The 15,296-nt window shown below is 56.2% G+C and carries 15 protein-coding genes and 1 tRNA gene; 9 read left to right on the plus strand and 7 right to left on the minus strand.

What is annotated here, in order from left to right; all coding sequences use genetic code 11:
• The first annotated feature begins 256 nt into the window (after positions 1–256).
• From ispB to HALA3H3_RS06385, 9 genes are all read left to right on the plus strand, one after another.
• Positions 257–1,261: an octaprenyl diphosphate synthase gene (ispB, locus tag HALA3H3_RS06355; RefSeq protein ID WP_022520762.1), complete on the plus strand. Its 1,005-nt coding sequence runs from the start codon at positions 257–259 to the stop codon at positions 1,259–1,261.
• 100 nt (positions 1,262–1,361) lie between these two features.
• Positions 1,362–1,438, plus strand: a tRNA-Pro gene (locus tag HALA3H3_RS06360).
• Positions 1,439–1,551: 113 nt separating this feature from the next.
• Complete coding sequence (locus HALA3H3_RS27085; RefSeq protein ID WP_022520763.1) at positions 1,552–1,809, plus strand: type II toxin-antitoxin system HicA family toxin; 258 nt, start codon at positions 1,552–1,554, stop codon at positions 1,807–1,809.
• Positions 1,806–2,162: a type II toxin-antitoxin system HicB family antitoxin gene (locus tag HALA3H3_RS06370; RefSeq protein WP_022520764.1), complete on the plus strand. Its 357-nt coding sequence runs from the start codon at positions 1,806–1,808 to the stop codon at positions 2,160–2,162. Before HALA3H3_RS27085 ends, HALA3H3_RS06370 begins: the two co-directional genes overlap by 4 nt.
• Before the next feature lie 329 nt (positions 2,163–2,491).
• Entirely contained in the window at positions 2,492–2,674 is a 183-nt protein-coding gene (locus tag HALA3H3_RS26010; RefSeq protein WP_082116825.1) for a type II toxin-antitoxin system HicA family toxin, read from the plus strand.
• A gap of 38 nt (positions 2,675–2,712) precedes the next feature.
• The gene (locus tag HALA3H3_RS06375; protein ID WP_022520765.1) at positions 2,713–3,132 is read left to right on the plus strand and encodes a type II toxin-antitoxin system HicB family antitoxin; all 420 of its coding nucleotides are present in this window, start codon (positions 2,713–2,715) and stop codon (positions 3,130–3,132) included.
• Positions 3,133–3,465: 333 nt separating this feature from the next.
• Positions 3,466–3,621, plus strand: a complete 156-nt coding sequence (locus tag HALA3H3_RS27825) for a DUF4113 domain-containing protein (protein WP_022520766.1) — start codon at positions 3,466–3,468, stop codon at positions 3,619–3,621.
• A gap of 117 nt (positions 3,622–3,738) precedes the next feature.
• Positions 3,739–3,918 carry a hypothetical protein gene (locus tag HALA3H3_RS06380; RefSeq protein WP_022520767.1) on the plus strand — a complete coding sequence of 60 codons (180 nt, stop codon included), beginning with the start codon at positions 3,739–3,741 and terminating at the stop codon, positions 3,916–3,918.
• A gap of 70 nt (positions 3,919–3,988) precedes the next feature.
• The gene (locus HALA3H3_RS06385; RefSeq protein ID WP_022520768.1) at positions 3,989–5,221 is read left to right on the plus strand and encodes an MFS transporter; all 1,233 of its coding nucleotides are present in this window, start codon (positions 3,989–3,991) and stop codon (positions 5,219–5,221) included.
• Between the two features lie 10 nt (positions 5,222–5,231).
• Here the strand turns inward: HALA3H3_RS06385 and HALA3H3_RS06390 are convergent, their stop codons facing one another.
• The 7 genes from HALA3H3_RS06390 to HALA3H3_RS06420 all read right to left on the minus strand — a co-directional run bounded on the left by HALA3H3_RS06390 (position 5,232) and on the right by HALA3H3_RS06420 (position 15,250).
• Positions 5,232–6,014, minus strand: coding sequence for a sulfite exporter TauE/SafE family protein (locus HALA3H3_RS06390; RefSeq protein WP_009287879.1), 783 nt, complete (start codon positions 6,012–6,014; stop codon positions 5,232–5,234).
• A gap of 21 nt (positions 6,015–6,035) precedes the next feature.
• The gene (locus HALA3H3_RS06395) at positions 6,036–8,324 is read right to left on the minus strand and encodes an ATP-dependent DNA helicase (protein WP_022520769.1); all 2,289 of its coding nucleotides are present in this window, start codon (positions 8,322–8,324) and stop codon (positions 6,036–6,038) included.
• Entirely contained in the window at positions 8,321–10,012 is a 1,692-nt protein-coding gene (locus HALA3H3_RS06400; protein ID WP_022520770.1) for a VRR-NUC domain-containing protein, read from the minus strand. Before HALA3H3_RS06400 ends, HALA3H3_RS06395 begins: the two co-directional genes overlap by 4 nt.
• Before the next feature lie 52 nt (positions 10,013–10,064).
• Positions 10,065–11,852 (minus strand): M14 family metallopeptidase, encoded by a 1,788-nt coding sequence (locus HALA3H3_RS06405; protein ID WP_022520771.1) that lies wholly within the window; start codon positions 11,850–11,852, stop codon positions 10,065–10,067.
• Positions 11,849–12,703 (minus strand): ABC transporter permease, encoded by an 855-nt coding sequence (locus HALA3H3_RS06410; RefSeq protein WP_009287872.1) that lies wholly within the window; start codon positions 12,701–12,703, stop codon positions 11,849–11,851. The genes HALA3H3_RS06405 and HALA3H3_RS06410 overlap by 4 nt, the downstream gene beginning before the upstream one ends.
• Before the next feature lie 2 nt (positions 12,704–12,705).
• Positions 12,706–13,629 carry an ABC transporter permease gene (locus HALA3H3_RS06415; protein WP_009287871.1) on the minus strand — a complete coding sequence of 308 codons (924 nt, stop codon included), beginning with the start codon at positions 13,627–13,629 and terminating at the stop codon, positions 12,706–12,708.
• 94 nt (positions 13,630–13,723) lie between these two features.
• Positions 13,724–15,250 carry an ABC transporter substrate-binding protein gene (locus HALA3H3_RS06420; protein WP_022520773.1) on the minus strand — a complete coding sequence of 509 codons (1,527 nt, stop codon included), beginning with the start codon at positions 15,248–15,250 and terminating at the stop codon, positions 13,724–13,726.
• Positions 15,251–15,296 lie beyond the last annotated feature (46 nt).

Genomic DNA, 15,296 nt, shown 5'->3' on the forward strand with positions numbered 1-15,296 from the left:
TTATCGACCTGCTGCGAGTGGCGCCCCTTTTGGAGCCATCTGACAGGGAGCAAGATGAGTGGGTCGCGGATTATAACGACTATCTTCTCTTACCACAAGACCATAGGCCGTTGTCAATTGACACGACCATCTCCTTATAACGGCATATCATAGCGTGACCACAGCGCGTGTCTTGACGCCTAACAGGCAGCCCCATAGCATGACCTCCACTATGGGCGGGAGTTACCGCCTCAATCTGCCGCGATGAACGTATCCCATGACCGCTAACGTCTCCTCAGCCCAGCCTGACAGCCCAACGCCTTCACCGCTGCATGCCGTGGTGGCCGATGATTTCGCAGCCGTCAATCGGACAATTGTCGAGCAGCTCAATTCTAAAGTGCCACTGGTTGAAACGATCGGCCAGTACATCACCGAAAGCGGCGGCAAGCGCTTGCGCCCTTTACTGGCACTCCTAGCCGCCCGCTCCCTCGACTACACCGGCGACAAGCATATTCCGCTGGCCACATTAATAGAGTTTATGCACACCTCCACGCTGCTACACGATGACGTGGTGGATGAATCGCATATGCGCCGGGGCAAGAAAACCGCCAACGACGCCTGGGGCAATGCGCCCTCGGTACTGGTCGGCGACTTCCTCTACGCCCGCTCGTTTCAGATGATGGTCGATGTGGGCTCGATGCGCATTATGGCGATCCTTTCCGGTGCTACCTGCATCATCGCGGAAGGGGAAGTGCTGCAGTTGACCAACATCGGCAACCCCAGCATCTCCGAAGAGGACTACTTCGAGACCATTTTGGGCAAAACCGCCATGCTGTTTGAAGCGGCTTCCCACAGCGGTGCTGTGCTGGCAGAAGCAACGCCGGAACAGGAGCGCGCTCTCCAATATTATGGCCGCTACTTAGGTCTCGCCTTTCAGTTGATCGATGACCTGCTGGATTACCAGGGCGACGCCGATGCCATGGGCAAAAACGTTGGCGACGACCTAGCCGAAGGCAAGCCGACACTGCCGCTGATCCACGCCATGGAGCAAGGTACGCCGGAACAGGCCAAGCTGATTCGCCAGGTGATTCGCGATGGCGGGCTTGAGCAGCTCGACGCCGTACTGGAAATTATTCACGCCACCGGCGCACTCGACTATACCCGTCAGCGCGCCGAAGAGATGGCCGATAAAGCCCTGCAGCAACTGGACGCCCTACCGCCCAGCGCCTACCGCGACAGCATGGCCCAGTTGGCCCGCTTAGCGGTTGATCGCCAAGCATAAAAATTGCTAGATCACACCGCCGAGGACTTGAAAAAACACGTCTGGCTAAGTATGATCCACCTCCGTTGTTGAGCACAGATAAGCATTGCTCGGCAACCTTCGGAATATAGCTCAGCTTGGTAGAGCGCTGCCTTCGGGAGGCAGAGGTCGTAGGTTCGAATCCTGCTATTCCGACCAAAAATTCCGGAAAACGGCCACTTAGCTAATACAGCAAGTGGCCGTTTTTTGTTGGGAGAGGTTCTAGGTAGCAAATAGGTAGCAAAATAAAAACATTGGAAGGGAGGTAGCTAATGGCAATGTCATCGCAAAAGCTCACCCGCTTCACCTACCGCCTACGCCAGAATTCGAACGGTGGCCACTACGCCTGGTTTGAAATCCGAATCCGCTCGCAGAGCCAGCGCGTCAAGGGCGGTTCTTTGACCGCATTAGCCGTTGTATTGTTTGATGAAGTGCGTGTTTTTCATCGCCCGCACCCATCACCGGATACCGATAAGGGCGCTGTGGCCAGCATACGCAAATGGTTAGAAGAGAACGGAGAGACGCCATGAATAACATCATGATCATTGACGGCTATCGCGCCGTCATCCAGTACGACCCCGACATTGAAATGTTCCGTGGCGAATGCATTAAGCTAAGCGGCGGGGCCGATTTCTACGCCGATAGCGTTGCCAGGCTACGCGACGAAGGCAAAATCTCGCTGCGTATTTTTCTGGATGAATGCCAAAAGCGCGGCATTAAACCCACCAAGTCCTACTCTGGCAAGTTTCAGGTGCGTCTACCGGAAGAACTGCACAAACACGCCGCCGACGCCGCCACGACCAAAGGACAAAGGACAAAGGACAAAGGACAAAGCCTTAATCAGTTTGTAACCACCGCTATCGAACACGAACTTTCTGTTTAAGCAATTCAGCCGCTTCATTTTCCCAATGCCCTGTTTTAAAAACATAATCCCCGGCCATCCAATGGCCGATGGTCTTTGGTATCCGTCTCCTTACAGAAAAGCTGGCTCCTTCCAGCTCGCGCATCCAAGCGTCATAGCCAGCTCCTCAAGCCCCCATTGATGTAAGCCATTGCCGACAAGATTTGTAAAAGATCTCTTACACCGACAATCACCGGATAATCGACGGAACCACCCATTGAGTAAACTGGGGTTATCAGGGTTATAGAAGTTGACCCTTTTTAAACTTGGGGTTATAGTAACCCCAATAATTAACAGCACAGGGGCAGGAGGTGGATAGCAGAACACTGATAAAAGAACTGAAGAAAGATGGCTGGGAGTTGGTCAGAGTCAACGGCAGCCACCACCACTTCAGGCACCCTACCAAGCCCGGCACGGTCACCGTGCCACATCCTAAAAAGGATTTGAAAACGGGCTTGGTAAGAGCAATCAGAAAAAGCGCCGGTTTCTTATGAGGTTGGCCACTGCTGCCCCCCATAAAGGAGATCAACGTATGTTGTTTCCCATTGCAATTGAGCGCGGCGACGAACAGCACGCCTATGGCGTCGTAGTACCCGATCTTAACGGCTGCTTTTCAGCGGGTGACACCTTTGAAGAGGCGTTAGCCAATGTGAAAGCAGCGATCGAAGGATGGCTGGAAGTAGCCGTGGACTATGGCGACCCCATTCCCGAAGCAACGTCTATTGAGCACCACATGGACAACCCTGAATACGCCGGCTGGATCTGGGCGGTGGTGGATATCGACCTGACCCCCTATCTGGGCAAAAGCCACAAGATCAACGTCACATTACCTGATTTACTGGTTAAGCAAATTGACGACTTTGTGGCCAGCCACCCCGGCGACAAAACCCGCTCGGGCTTTCTCTCCCGCGTCGCCATGGCCGAACTGGCCAGAGCACGCAAAGGCGCATAACCCAAGCAAAACAAAACCCCCGGCTACTCCAAATAGCCGAGGGTTTTTATTGCCGCATTATTCTGGCGAAGCGTTCTCGCAACGCGTGCTATTAGGCGACACCTTCAATATGGCAAAGTTTGGCTAAGTTGCAAACAAGTAATTTAACGTTACGCAATGTAATGCCTCACCTGCACCGCCCAACACCTAGCCTGCCTCCCCCTTTAAACTGCGCAAGATCTATCGGCCCAAGTACGGCTACAAGAGATCGACCTGACTGACGAGAACCGCCAACAGCTCAGCCTAACGGGCACACCGCAAACGGAAGAAAAACGCCAATTCAGCTACAAGCTCATGGTCACCATGGATGTGTTAAACGAAAAGATGGGGAAGGGAACGGTAAGCCTAGGGCTACCGGAAAAGAATGCCCCCTGGCATCTGCGCTGCGCGAATCGAAGCCCGCGCTATACGACGAATTGGTATGAGTTGACGAAGATGTATACGGATTAGGGTGACGGCTAAGAAAAATAGCTTTCGACCTGGGTTCATAGAATAAGCGCAGCAGATTGCTTGGATTAGATTTGTTGGCACACATCAACAGTACGACCAAGTAAATGCGGAGACTGTATGATGAATATCCAGCCTATCCATAACGATGCCGATCCTGATCGTGCATTTGCTCGCCTAGAAGAGCTATGGGCCGCAGATGCTGGTACTCCAGAGGCTAATGAGCTTGAGGGACTCTCCTTGCTCATCAAGAAATATGAAGATGACCGCTACCCCGTCGGTTCTTCCCATAGCGCTTAACGGTTCGTAGCCGAACCTTACTGCTTGAGAAGTAGAAGGTAAAAAACACAAACATAGCACGCTAACAAACATGCTACGATTAGCGTTTGTGCTCTTCACTCTCTCCCCTCCTCTTGATATGGACAAGACTATTAGCCAATTAACGCATATTAAGGCCGTACTACTGTTTGCCAGCACCATGACCGTGATGTCGGGGGCAATTATCGCGCCCGCACTGCCGGGCATCAGCCGCCATTTTCCCGACCAGCCCCAGGTAGTGATCCAGCTGATTCTGACCCTGCCTGCGCTGATGATTACGCTGTTCAGTCCACTGATGGGTTATCTTGCTGACCGGTTTGGGCGCAAGAAATTGCTGCTGATGATGCTGGGCATCTACGGTTTTGCGGGGGGCGCGGGCTTTTTCATTGATCGCGTGGATCTGCTATTAAGCTCCCGCGCACTGATGGGGATTGCGGTAGCCGGTATTCTCAGTATCAGCACCACGCTGGTGGGGGATTATTTTGACAGCTCCGAACGCGCCCGTTTTTTGGGGCTGCAAAGCAGCTGCATGGCGCTGGGCGGGGTAATCTTTATTAACCTGGGCGGGCTACTTTCCGACTGGAGTTGGCGCGGCCCGTTTTTACTCTATATGACCGGTGTGCTGCTGCTTCCCTATGCCTGGGCGATTCTCCAAGAGCCTCAATCCAGTGATGGTGCCAGCCGCGATACAAGCGATGCGCCGGTAACGGTGGACTACGGGCGTACCGTTCTTGCTTACCTGATCGCCATGATCAGCATGACCATGTTTTATATGTTTCCCGCGCAGCTGCCCTTTCTGCTTTCCAAACAGGGCCAGATTAGCGGCATGGCGATCGGCGTGGCGCTCTCGATGGCAGCCCTGACGGCCAGCATCGTGGCGTTTTGCTATGGTTACTACAAGCCGTTCCTGTCGGTGATGACAATCTATGTGCTCGGCTTTTTCCTGGCGGCAGCCGGTTTTTTGGTGGTGGGCTTCACCCAGAGTTACGCCATGGCAATCGTGGGTGCGGCGATCTCCGGATTTGGCCTTGGCGCCTTCATGCCCAATACCACCACGTGGCTGATGCGGATCACTCCTCAGCGAGTACGGGGCCGGGTATTTGGCGGTTTTACCTCGACCTTCTTTTTTGGCCAGTTTATCTCCCCGGTGGTGGTCGCCCCGGCGGTGATCTGGCTGGAGTCGTTGCGTAACGTGTTTACCGGCATGGCAGTCGTGTGCGGCCTGCTAGCCGTTGTCCTGATCATTCTGGGCAAGACAACGCTCAAAGCCGACAGCCAGCTTTGAGCATCAGCACTTACGCGGGCGGGTGAATCAACCCCACGACACTGACAAGAATCAGCACCGCGCCCAGCACACGAAAGAACAGACCGGTGTTCGCTTTAAGCATATAGCGATGGGCTTTCTCGCCCACCAAATGGCCGATAAAGGCACAGGGCAGCAGCCACAGCTGGTGAATTAACTGAAGATCCACGCCTGCAATCAGGAACGAGACCATCTTGATCATCACCAGGATAAACCACAGCACAAACATGGTATCCCGCAGTTGCTCTTTGGCGACGTGAGTGGCGAATACCGCCACAATCAACGGCGCGCCAATCAGCGACGTACCGCTGACATACCCACCAAGCGCCAGCAGCACGTAGTCCACGTACTTGTTCTTGCTTTTGAACGGCTTATTCAATACATAGCCAATGGCATAGATGATCACAATGCCGAAAATGATACTGGTCATGACTTGTGCGGGCAGCGTTAACAGCCCCACTACCCCAATCAGCTTGGGGATGATCATGATTTTCAAGGCTTTGGTTAAATAACCCCAATCGATATTACTCTCTGGCGATGTGGTGCCCACGCCCGCTTGCTGTAGCTGGCGATGCCCACTCCAGGCGATCCAACTGGAGAAAATCAGCAGGTGAATGGCAATAATCGGCAAGAATACCAGTGGCTCGTTGACGACCAAAAGCAGGAAAGGCAGTGCCAGCACGGCACCGCCAAAGCCCAAGCTGGTTCGCACAAAACCGCTCCAGGCAAAAATTAGCCCAATCAGCGCATACTGGTACCAGAGTAGATCTGTCATGGTTCGCGTTAGGATCCTAAGTTAGGGGTGGATATCTCCCAGCGTCCACCAACGTGGCAATAGCGCACGTACGCTGGCCTGGGCAAAACGATCATCCATTAATACCACAACCCCTTGATCTTCTGGACTGCGAATAACGCGACCTGCGGCCTGCACCACTTTGATCATGCCGGGAATGCGGTAGGTATAGTCGTCACCTTGGCCGAAGCGGGCGGTTAGTCGTGCTTTAAGCGCTTCGTTAAAGTCGTTAAACGGCGGTAGTCCCAAGGTGGCGATAAAGGCTCCGATCAATCGGTCGCCGGGCAGGTCGATGCCTTCTGCAAAGGCACCGCCCAACACCGCAAAGCCGATGCCTTCTCCGACGGGTGCAAAGCGCGCCAGAAATTCCTCGCGCTGCGCTTCCGGCATCCCGCGGGTTTGGCTGAAAACGGGTACTTCCGGGTGCGCCTCGCGAAACCGCGCCAGCGCTGCCTCCAGGTAAGCAAAGCTGCTGAAGAACGCTAAATAGTGGCCTGATTTGCGCTGATACTGCTGCGCCATGGTCGCGACGATAGGATCGATAGAGGCGTCCCGATCCCGAAAACGCGTGGAGATATCCGTGCGTATACGCACCTCTAACTGACACGCGGTAAAGGGCGATGCCACTTCCCGCCATACCGTGTTTTCTGGCAAGCCCAGCAGGTCCCGGTAGTAGTGGGCAGGGTTTAACGTCGCCGAAAACAGCACCACTGAGTGGGCCGCGTTAAACCGTGCGGCCAGAAAATCGGCGGGTATCAGATTGCGTAACCCCAACACCGCCCGACCGCGCCCATAGCGGGTAAGATCACACAGGGAGTGCTCACCAAAGCGCTCCGCCAGGCGGCAGAATGCCAGCGCTTCAAATAACAATTCCTGTAGTTCCAGGCTGGCATCTTCGGGGTGCTCACCCAGGTGGTCAGTGATGGCGGCGCCCACCTGTTGGGCAGCGGTGACTAGCTTGTCGGGCAATGCCGTAAGCAGCCGGTAGGTCGGTTTCCTGGGGTCGCCCTCCTCTTCCAGCCCTGCTTCTTTAATCACCGCTTGCCATTGGCGGGACAAACGACCCAGGGGCCGGGAGAGCGCTTTGGGCGCAGCACGGCGAACCCGGTTGAAACGCTGCTGATCGAGCTCGGCGCTGTACATGCCGCGGGCGCGCTCAATCAGATTATGCGCTTCGTCGACCAGCACGCCCGTTCGCCAATCGTTGGCCTGGGCCAAACCGTGCAGCAGGGCGTGGCTATCGAACCAGTGATTGACGTCACCGACGATCACATCCGCCCAGCGCGCCAGCTCCTGGCCGAGATAATAGGGGCAAACATCGTGGGCCAACGCCACTTCGCGCAGCGCGTCGCGATCCAGCCATCCCTGATCCACCGCCGCTTGGCGTGCTGCAGGCAGGCGATCATAAAAGCCGGCGGCCAATGGGCACGACTCGCCGTGGCAGGCGCGATCTGGGTATTCGCAGGCTTTCTCCCGCGCCACCAGTTCCAGCACCCGCAGAGGAAGTGTTTCATCACTAGTGCGCAGTGTAGCCAGGGCATCCAGCGCCAAACGGCGGCCAGGGGTTTTCATGGTCAGAAAGGCGATCCGATCGAGCTGCTGGCGGGGCATGGCCGAAAGCATCGGAAACAGCGTGCCCATGGTTTTACCAATACCGGTGGGCGCCTGGGCGAGCAGGCAGCGCCCGGTGCTGGCAGCTTTGTAAACATCTTCAGCGAGTTCGCGCTGGCCGGGGCGAAACGCAGCATGGGGAAAGCGCAGGGTCTGCAGACCGCTATCGCGATCCTGACGGTGCCCGGCCTCCTGTTCTGCCCAGGCAAGGAAGCGTTGGCACTGCTCGGCAAAGAACGCCTGGAGTTCGTCGGCAGTGGCTTCCTGGCTGATCAGGGTCTCTTTGCCGCTGGCAATATCCAGATAAACCAACGTCAAGGTAACCTGTTCCAGCGCACGCTCAGCACACAGTAACGCGCCGTAGACTTTTACCTGCGCCCAGTGGAGGGCGCGCTGATTATCCGCCATGCGCTCCAGGCTGCCACGGTGGGTTTTGATCTCCTCCAGGCGGTTGGCCGTGGGGTCGAAACCATCGGCGCGGCCGGTAACTATCAGCCCTTCAAACTTCCCCGACAGGGGCAGTTCAGCGAGATAGTCTTCTCCCCGGCGGCTGGTCACCAGCGTATGCCCTTCCATCCCTTCGCGCGCACTGGGCGCCGGGGTAAAGCGGTGATCGAGATCCCCCTGCCGAGCAGTGAAGTCGCACAGCGCGCGCACTGCCACGCGATAGGTCGCGCTCATGGTTCAGGCTCGTCGCCAGTCGACCAGCTCACGTAACACACCGCCACGGGCATGGCATGGTGGTGAAAAAACGTAAGCCAGCGGCGCTGGTTATCCTGCAGCCGATCGCCGGGGCCTTTGACCTCAATCATCCGATAGCGTGGCTCGCCAACGGGCGCATCGGGCATAAATTGAATTAAATCCGGTAGCCCGGCCCGGTTGGCTTTCAGATCCCCCAGCAACCGCTCAAAGCACAGGCGTAGGTGCACGGCGGGAATGCACGTCAACGCCAGCTCAACCAGCGGTTCATCGACGATCGCCCAGTGCACAAAGGGAGACGCCAGGCCGTGTTTCTCCCTCCAGGTCGAACGAATCACTTCGCGGTAACTGCCGTCCTCCAGACGCGCAAGGCAAGCATCGAAGGCGTCTCGCCGTCGCGCCACGAAGTCCTCACGGTACAAGTCCGCCGGGCCATGGTGAAAGGGGTGGAAGAAGGCCCCCGGCAATGGAGCAAAAATCGCTGGCCAGCAGAGCAAACCAAACAGCCCGGTCAGCAGCGCATTTTCCACGTAGTAGATCGGCGCCCCAGGCTCGCTGAGTACCTCGACCACGGCGCGTTCGACCCACTGCGGCCCAGGCAATGATAAGTCCCAGCGCTCATGAGTGGGTTCGGGGTCGCTCGGCTCAGCAGGCAATTTAAGCCGCCGCCGTAAGCGGGGCAGAATCCGCGCCAGCGCCTGGTGCTCGGTTTCGTTGGGGCTGCTATTAAGGGCTTGGGTCGCCAGCTCAAAGGCCGCGGTGTGTTCGCCTTGGCGCTCCAACACACGTAACTGCCGAATGCGCGCTTCGCTACTGGCGGACTCGCGATACAGTCTCAGCGCTAGCGCTGCGTCTCCGCTACGCTCTGCCTCACGGCCCAACTGGAGCAGTAACCGCGCGCGCCGTGTGGCTAGCCAGCGGTTATCCGCAGGCGGTGGCATTTCAGGGAATAGATCGGCGGGCAGCTCGCCGTCGTCCAGACGTTGGCGCAGACGATGGAGCGCTAAATACGTATCCACTTCATGGCGCGACTGGAAAGCGCGGGACTCTGGCGTGAAGGGCACACTTTCAAAACGCTGGAGGCCAAGCTCGGTTAACACGAACTCGGCCCAGTCCTGGCGCAGGTTGCCAAAGAACATCAGGCGCAGGCGGTCGCAGGTTTCCATGACTGTTAGCCGCAGAACTGGATCGTTTGCCTCGGGCCACCACTGGCATAACCGCTTGGGTTCATTGAGCTGGCTCGCCAGCGTGTCGTAGAGCACGGTTTTAGCGCTTGAGGCGCTCAGCCCGGCAGCGCGTATCTCCGCTACCAACGCCTGGCGCAGTTCGGCCAAGCGTAGCTGGTTAAACAGCTCATCAACGCTAAGCACCGATTCACTATCGACCCAACCTAGCGACATCAAGGGCGCCATGGCGCTGGCACTGTCGCCCACCTCGGCGTAGCTTAATTTGCTGAGCCGAAACAGCTCGCCCTTGCGCATCACCATGCGCACCAGCAGCGCTTGGGAGGCTTGCGGTAAGCTCTCAAACTGTTCAAGAAAAGCGAGCTCGTCTGCCGCGAGCAAATCAGCGTGGCGCTCCCCCACCCAGGCCAAAACGAAGCGAAAGTTCGTCAGGTAATAGAAGGGGTCATCAAGGGAGGCGGTAGGTGTCGCGAAAGCACTGTTCATTTATCCATTGTATCAGTGCGATGCTATTTTGACAGTCTCGCCGTCATTGAGATTAAGCATTCAATAAGAGCGTTTGAAAGGCCTTATAGGCCGCCACCACCGTTGCCATTTGCGCGGTATGCGCCTGCACAAAGGGCTCGCCGGTTAGGGTTTCATCAGGGTATTCAGTGATCAGCATCAATGGCGTTAATTGATTGGCATCTTCCGAGATTAGGTAGGGGAAGCCGTTCAACATCGGGAAGGTTAACGCTCCTGCATGAGTCTCAAATAACGCAATTTGCGCGGCATTAAATTCGACCAGCCCAGGCACTTGCGCAAGCTGCTGGGTAACGGCTTCCACCAACTGCTCGGCGGCTGTTTCGTAGCCTGGCTGATGGCGCAGGATCAAAAAGAAGCCCTTGGGAATCGTCCACATCTCAAAGCCGCGGGGCACGTAACCGCTTAACGGCCGCGTCCACTCATGGGCCGGGTAGCCGTGCAGATTGATATGCAGTCCGGCATTACTGAAAGCAAATGCCTGTTCACGAATAGCATGTTCAAATGGCTGCCCAAGCGGCTGGCTCTGGAGGTCATTACCAAAGGCGGTATAGCGCGCCGCGTGGTGCATATGGCGTGGCTGAGTGGCGACGAGCCGGCCTTGCAATGCGTAGCCATCAGGGTTTTCCAGCGGCGAAATGACGAAGTGGGCCTCAGGCTCACCGCTAAGCTGCGCCGCAGCACGCAACACCCCCACCACGCCGGAGGTTTCGTTGGCATGCTGCCCCGCACTGATCATAACGGCGCGGTCACTGCCGACGATATAACGCGCCTCTACCGCTCTCCCCGCTCGTGTCTTGGCCTGTAACGCCTGACCACCCAGCGCTGCCAATAACACCTCTATTTGTTCAACGCCGATGGCCTGCTGAGCGCTCTCCAGTTCGACCTCGGCCCGCGGCAGTTGGGAGGCATCCAAAGGCCGTAGGCTGACGTTTAAATAGGCTCGCTCCCCCTGAGAGGAGACTTCCGGCACAATCTGCCCCGGCTGAATGGATCGATCCCCCAGCGCCAAACCTGCGCGGCGCTGAAAATACTCCAGCGCTGAGAAATAGAGCTCTTCATGGAGCGCCTCGGCAAGGCTGATATGCTCATCGTCCAACGCTAAACGGCGGTCACTACAGGGCAACTGCACCGTAAAGTTGAGCTCTTCAAAGTAGGGCGATGCTGTCTGCCACTGGGTTGAGGATAACGTCGCCATCGCCGCTTGAAACAGCGCTTCATAGTCCGTCTCAACAATTGACTCGCTTACCTCGCCATTGGGAGAGGTGAGCCGCAGCCAGCCACAGGGTGAGCACTGTGCTTCATCTACATGATCTAAATGTTGACGGTTAGGTGCATCAACCCAATACGTTTCCCGCTCCCCAGTGCTACGCTCCACACGAACGCGATAATGAAGAGGTGTAGAAATAGTGGTTGAAATAGTGGCAGGCGTAGCATCAACTTCTTCCCAGCGTAGCGCTACACCTTGCGGAAGTAGCGCCGCCAGCGGGTAGGCTTCCAGCAGAAAGCGGCGCGGCGCATGTGCTAACACCGGGTACTCAATTACCAGCGACCGCAGCGACGCCCACGAGAACTCCTCTAAAAAGAAGTGCACCAGGGGCTTATAGGCACTGCGCAGGCGCGCACTAATACCAGCAGCCTTGAAGGCCGTTTCTGTGGCTTGGCGTTCGCTTTCATCGTCGAAGACCCACGCCTCCAACTGATAGCCTTGATAGGCAGGCGTGGCGTACTCATCAAGCAAAGATCGCGTGGTGCGTGGAAACGAGCGCTCTAACAAGATCTCGATACGGGGATCGTTGGTCATAAGGAGGTGCGTCCGGTGGGATCCAAGGCATCCCGAAGCCAGTCACCCAGCAGGTTCAGCCCTAGCACGGTTAACAGAATAGCCAAGCCAGGGAACACACTAACCCACCACGCCGTTTGCAGATAGGTACGCCCTTCCGCCAGCATGCCGCCCCAACTGGGAATCACTGGATCCACGCCCAAGCCTAAAAAGGTCAGGCTGCTCTCAAGCAGAATATTATTGGCCACATTGAGGGTCATCAGCACGATGACGGGGCCAATCAGATTCGGCAACAGATGCTGGAACAGAATACGAATATCTTTCACCCCAATCGCTTTGGCCGCCAGAATAAATTCGCGGTCGCGCAGCGATAGCACCGAGCCGCGCACCAAGCGCGCGTACTGCACCCACTGGGAGATAATCAGCAGAATAATCATATTGGTTAGCCCGCCACCAATCACGGCGATAAAAGTAATCGCCAGCAGAATAAAGGGCAGCGCGAGCTGCACGTCGGCAAAGCGCATCACGATCATATCCAGGAACCCGCCGTAGTAGCCGGATACCAACCCCATAATGATGCCGATCACCACCGCCCCAAGGGCGGAGTAGACCCCAACTTTTAGCGAGATTTCACCGCCGATAATCACCCGCGCGAGCACGTCCCGGCCTAATGGATCCGTGCCCAGGGGAAAGCCAGGCTCCACCAGCGGCGGCGTTAAACGGTAGGCTAAGTTAAGCTCTGAACCTCCTCCGGGAAATAGCCAGCCGGAGAAGATCACCGCTAAACCAATACCGCCCACAAGCAGCACGCCAAGGATAAACTCAAGGTTTTTAAAGCGTTTCAATTTGTCGGTTTTAATAGCTGCGGTCATGGTTATTCCTTGCGCACCCTGGGGTCAACCAGGCCATAGGCGATATCAACAAGCAGGTTAATGGAGATGATCATTAACGAGAGCACGGTAATAACGCCTTGTAAGACGGGATAGTCCCGGGCCGATACGGCTTCGAAAGCCAAGGTGCCGAGTCCTGGCCAGTTAAAGACACGCTCGACAACCACGATACCGCCCAACAGACCACCGAACTGCAAACCAAAATAGGTGATCAGCGGAATGGAGCAGTTACGCAGCGCATGTTTGTAGAGTACGACCGTGTTGGAAAGGCCTTTTGCCCGCGCCACCATGATGTACTGAGAGCGGAGGGTATCCAGCATAGTGGTCCGCACAAGGCGCACGTTGGTGGCGGTTAGAATGATCCCCATCGTCGCCGCGGGCATAATAAAGCTGGAGAAGCCCTCCATGCCACTGGGCGGCAGCAGATTAAAAGTGATGGAGAGCAGCAGCACCAGCATGATGGCCAGCCAGAAGTTAGGAAAAGAGAGCCCGATCAGGGAAAAAATCCTGATCATCTGGTCGGGCCACCTTCCCCGCGATACCGCGGCCTTAATACCCAGCGGTATCGATACCACGATAGACACAAACAGCGAGGCAAAAGCCAGCGCCAAGGTGGCGGGCAGCGCGCGACCAATCAAGTCACTCACTGGGGTTCCGCCCATAAAGCTGCGCCCAAAATCACCCACCACCAGACCGCGCAGGAAACCGATGTACTGGGCCAGGAAGGATTGATTCAAACCCAAGGCTTCACGAATCCTTTCCAGATCCGCCTCGGTAATACTACCCGCCCCTTGCGCCAGCATGACCGCCGGATCACCGGTTAACCTGATCGCAAAAGAGACGATCAGCGTCACGGCGATCACCACAAAGACGGCCTGCAGTATTCGATAAAGAAGAAATTTTGCCACTATGACCCCAAGCCCGAAACGCTTACATGAAGCTTTTGTGAAGTGTCAGTGTGAAGAGCCGACCGCCCTTTCAAGCGGTCGGATGGCGTCACGTTTATTCACTAACGTCCACGTTGGTTAAACGCATACGGTTATCCGGGGCAGGTTCAAAATTCTCCACCCGGTCACTGACACCGTAGAGGGCATTGATGCTATAGAGCGGCATTTCCAAGGCGCGATCCTGGGTATACTGCGCAATCGCCTGGAGCAGCGTTTCTCGCTCTTCCTGATCAGTAATGCTGCGCTGGGCTTCGAGCATTTCATCTAACTCAGCGTCGCTATCATAAGGATTCCAGCGTTCGCCCGTGTGGTACATCAGGTAAGCGGTATTGTCGAAGTCGAACGTCCAACCGCCCCATTTCTGCTGGAACATCTCCCCAGTGCGGCCTGCCGGGATAATGTCGTTAAGTAGCACATTGGTTTCATATGGCTGGATCGAAGCGGTAATCCCCACCCCTTGTAGGTAAGACGCCACTACCTGGGCCACCTCACCAAAGGTGGCGTCGTTACCGCGCACATCAATCTGTACCGTGGCGCCTTGCTCGACGCCCGCTTCATCCAGCAGTTTGCGAGCCTGCTGCGGATCATACGGCAGGGGCTCCATATCAGGGTCGTTACCGAAGGACTGAGCGCCCTGGAAACTGGCGATCATTTCACCCTCGCCAGCCAGGATGGAGTCGATAATCGCCTGACGATCCACGGCCATAATCAAGGCTTTACGCACGCGTTCATCGGCGGTAATACCGGATTGGGTGTTGAACCGAATCGCTTCCACCGTCGGCGAAGCCACGCTAACGATGCTGGCGCCGTCGTGGTTATTGATGGTGTCGATCATGCCGATAGGAATCGTCGGCGGAATAACGATATCAACCCGCCCAGCCTGCAGTTCAGCCACGGCGGTGGAAGGCTCGGAGATAAAGCGGTAAGTCACGTCAAGTTTCGGCGCGCCGCCCCAGTGGTCAGCAAAGGCCTCAAGCTGAACGTCTTCACGAGGATTATATTCCACTACTTTGAAAGGCCCAGTGCCTACCGGATGGGTATTGAAGTGTTCATCACCATGCTCGGTCAGATACTCCGGTGGCACAATCATCGCCCCGTAGCCTGCTAGCTTAGTGAGCAGTACTGGGTCGGGCTCATTCAGGTGGAAGTCAACTGTGTACTCATCGATGACTTCCACGCTTTCAATCGCCGTGTAGTTGGAGCGCTGGGGCCCCTGCCCACCTTCCTCACCTAATAAGCGATCAAAGGTAAACTTTACCGCTTCCGCATTGAAGGGCTCACCATTATGGAAGGTGACGCCTTCACGCAGAGTGAAACGGATACGGGTACCATCATCCAGTTCCTCCCACTCGGTTGCCAGACCGGGCACCAGCTCTAAATCAGGGCCTCGATAAGTCAAACCATCGAAAATATTGGTGGCAACCGAGGCCCAATTCACCAAAAAAGTGTCGATGGGATCCCAGCTACCCGGATCTTGCGGCGAAGCAATCGTTAATGAACCAGCCTGCGCAGAGGCAGAGAAGGCAGCGCTCAGAGCCATACCGGCGATGGCACCATTGAGCACGCGTTTGTTTTGCTTCATGGGATTACTCCTGTTGTTGTCTCACAGTTTTTATACCATCAGGAAA

This window comes from Halomonas sp. A3H3, assembly GCF_000982975.1.
Lineage (GTDB): Bacteria > Pseudomonadota > Gammaproteobacteria > Pseudomonadales > Halomonadaceae > Vreelandella > Vreelandella titanicae.

What these genes read in the sequence shown, in the direction of transcription:
- ispB (WP_022520762.1), top strand. Translation starts at nt 257, where the DNA reads ATGACCGCTAACGTCTCCTCAGCCCAGCCTGACAGCCCAACGCCTTCA.
- HALA3H3_RS27085 (WP_022520763.1), top strand. Translation starts at nt 1,552, where the DNA reads ATGGCAATGTCATCGCAAAAGCTCACCCGCTTCACCTACCGCCTACGC.
- HALA3H3_RS06370 (WP_022520764.1), top strand. Translation starts at nt 1,806, where the DNA reads ATGAATAACATCATGATCATTGACGGCTATCGCGCCGTCATCCAGTAC.
- HALA3H3_RS06375 (WP_022520765.1), top strand. Translation starts at nt 2,713, where the DNA reads ATGTTGTTTCCCATTGCAATTGAGCGCGGCGACGAACAGCACGCCTAT.
- HALA3H3_RS27825 (WP_022520766.1), top strand. Translation starts at nt 3,466, where the DNA reads ATGGTCACCATGGATGTGTTAAACGAAAAGATGGGGAAGGGAACGGTA.
- HALA3H3_RS06380 (WP_022520767.1), top strand. Translation starts at nt 3,739, where the DNA reads ATGATGAATATCCAGCCTATCCATAACGATGCCGATCCTGATCGTGCA.
- HALA3H3_RS06385 (WP_022520768.1), top strand. Translation starts at nt 3,989, where the DNA reads ATGCTACGATTAGCGTTTGTGCTCTTCACTCTCTCCCCTCCTCTTGAT.
- HALA3H3_RS06390 (WP_009287879.1), bottom strand. Translation starts at nt 6,014, where the DNA reads ATGACAGATCTACTCTGGTACCAGTATGCGCTGATTGGGCTAATTTTT.
- HALA3H3_RS06395 (WP_022520769.1), bottom strand. Translation starts at nt 8,324, where the DNA reads ATGAGCGCGACCTATCGCGTGGCAGTGCGCGCGCTGTGCGACTTCACT.
- HALA3H3_RS06400 (WP_022520770.1), bottom strand. Translation starts at nt 10,012, where the DNA reads ATGAACAGTGCTTTCGCGACACCTACCGCCTCCCTTGATGACCCCTTC.
- HALA3H3_RS06405 (WP_022520771.1), bottom strand. Translation starts at nt 11,852, where the DNA reads ATGACCAACGATCCCCGTATCGAGATCTTGTTAGAGCGCTCGTTTCCA.
- HALA3H3_RS06410 (WP_009287872.1), bottom strand. Translation starts at nt 12,703, where the DNA reads ATGACCGCAGCTATTAAAACCGACAAATTGAAACGCTTTAAAAACCTT.
- HALA3H3_RS06420 (WP_022520773.1), bottom strand. Translation starts at nt 15,250, where the DNA reads ATGAAGCAAAACAAACGCGTGCTCAATGGTGCCATCGCCGGTATGGCT.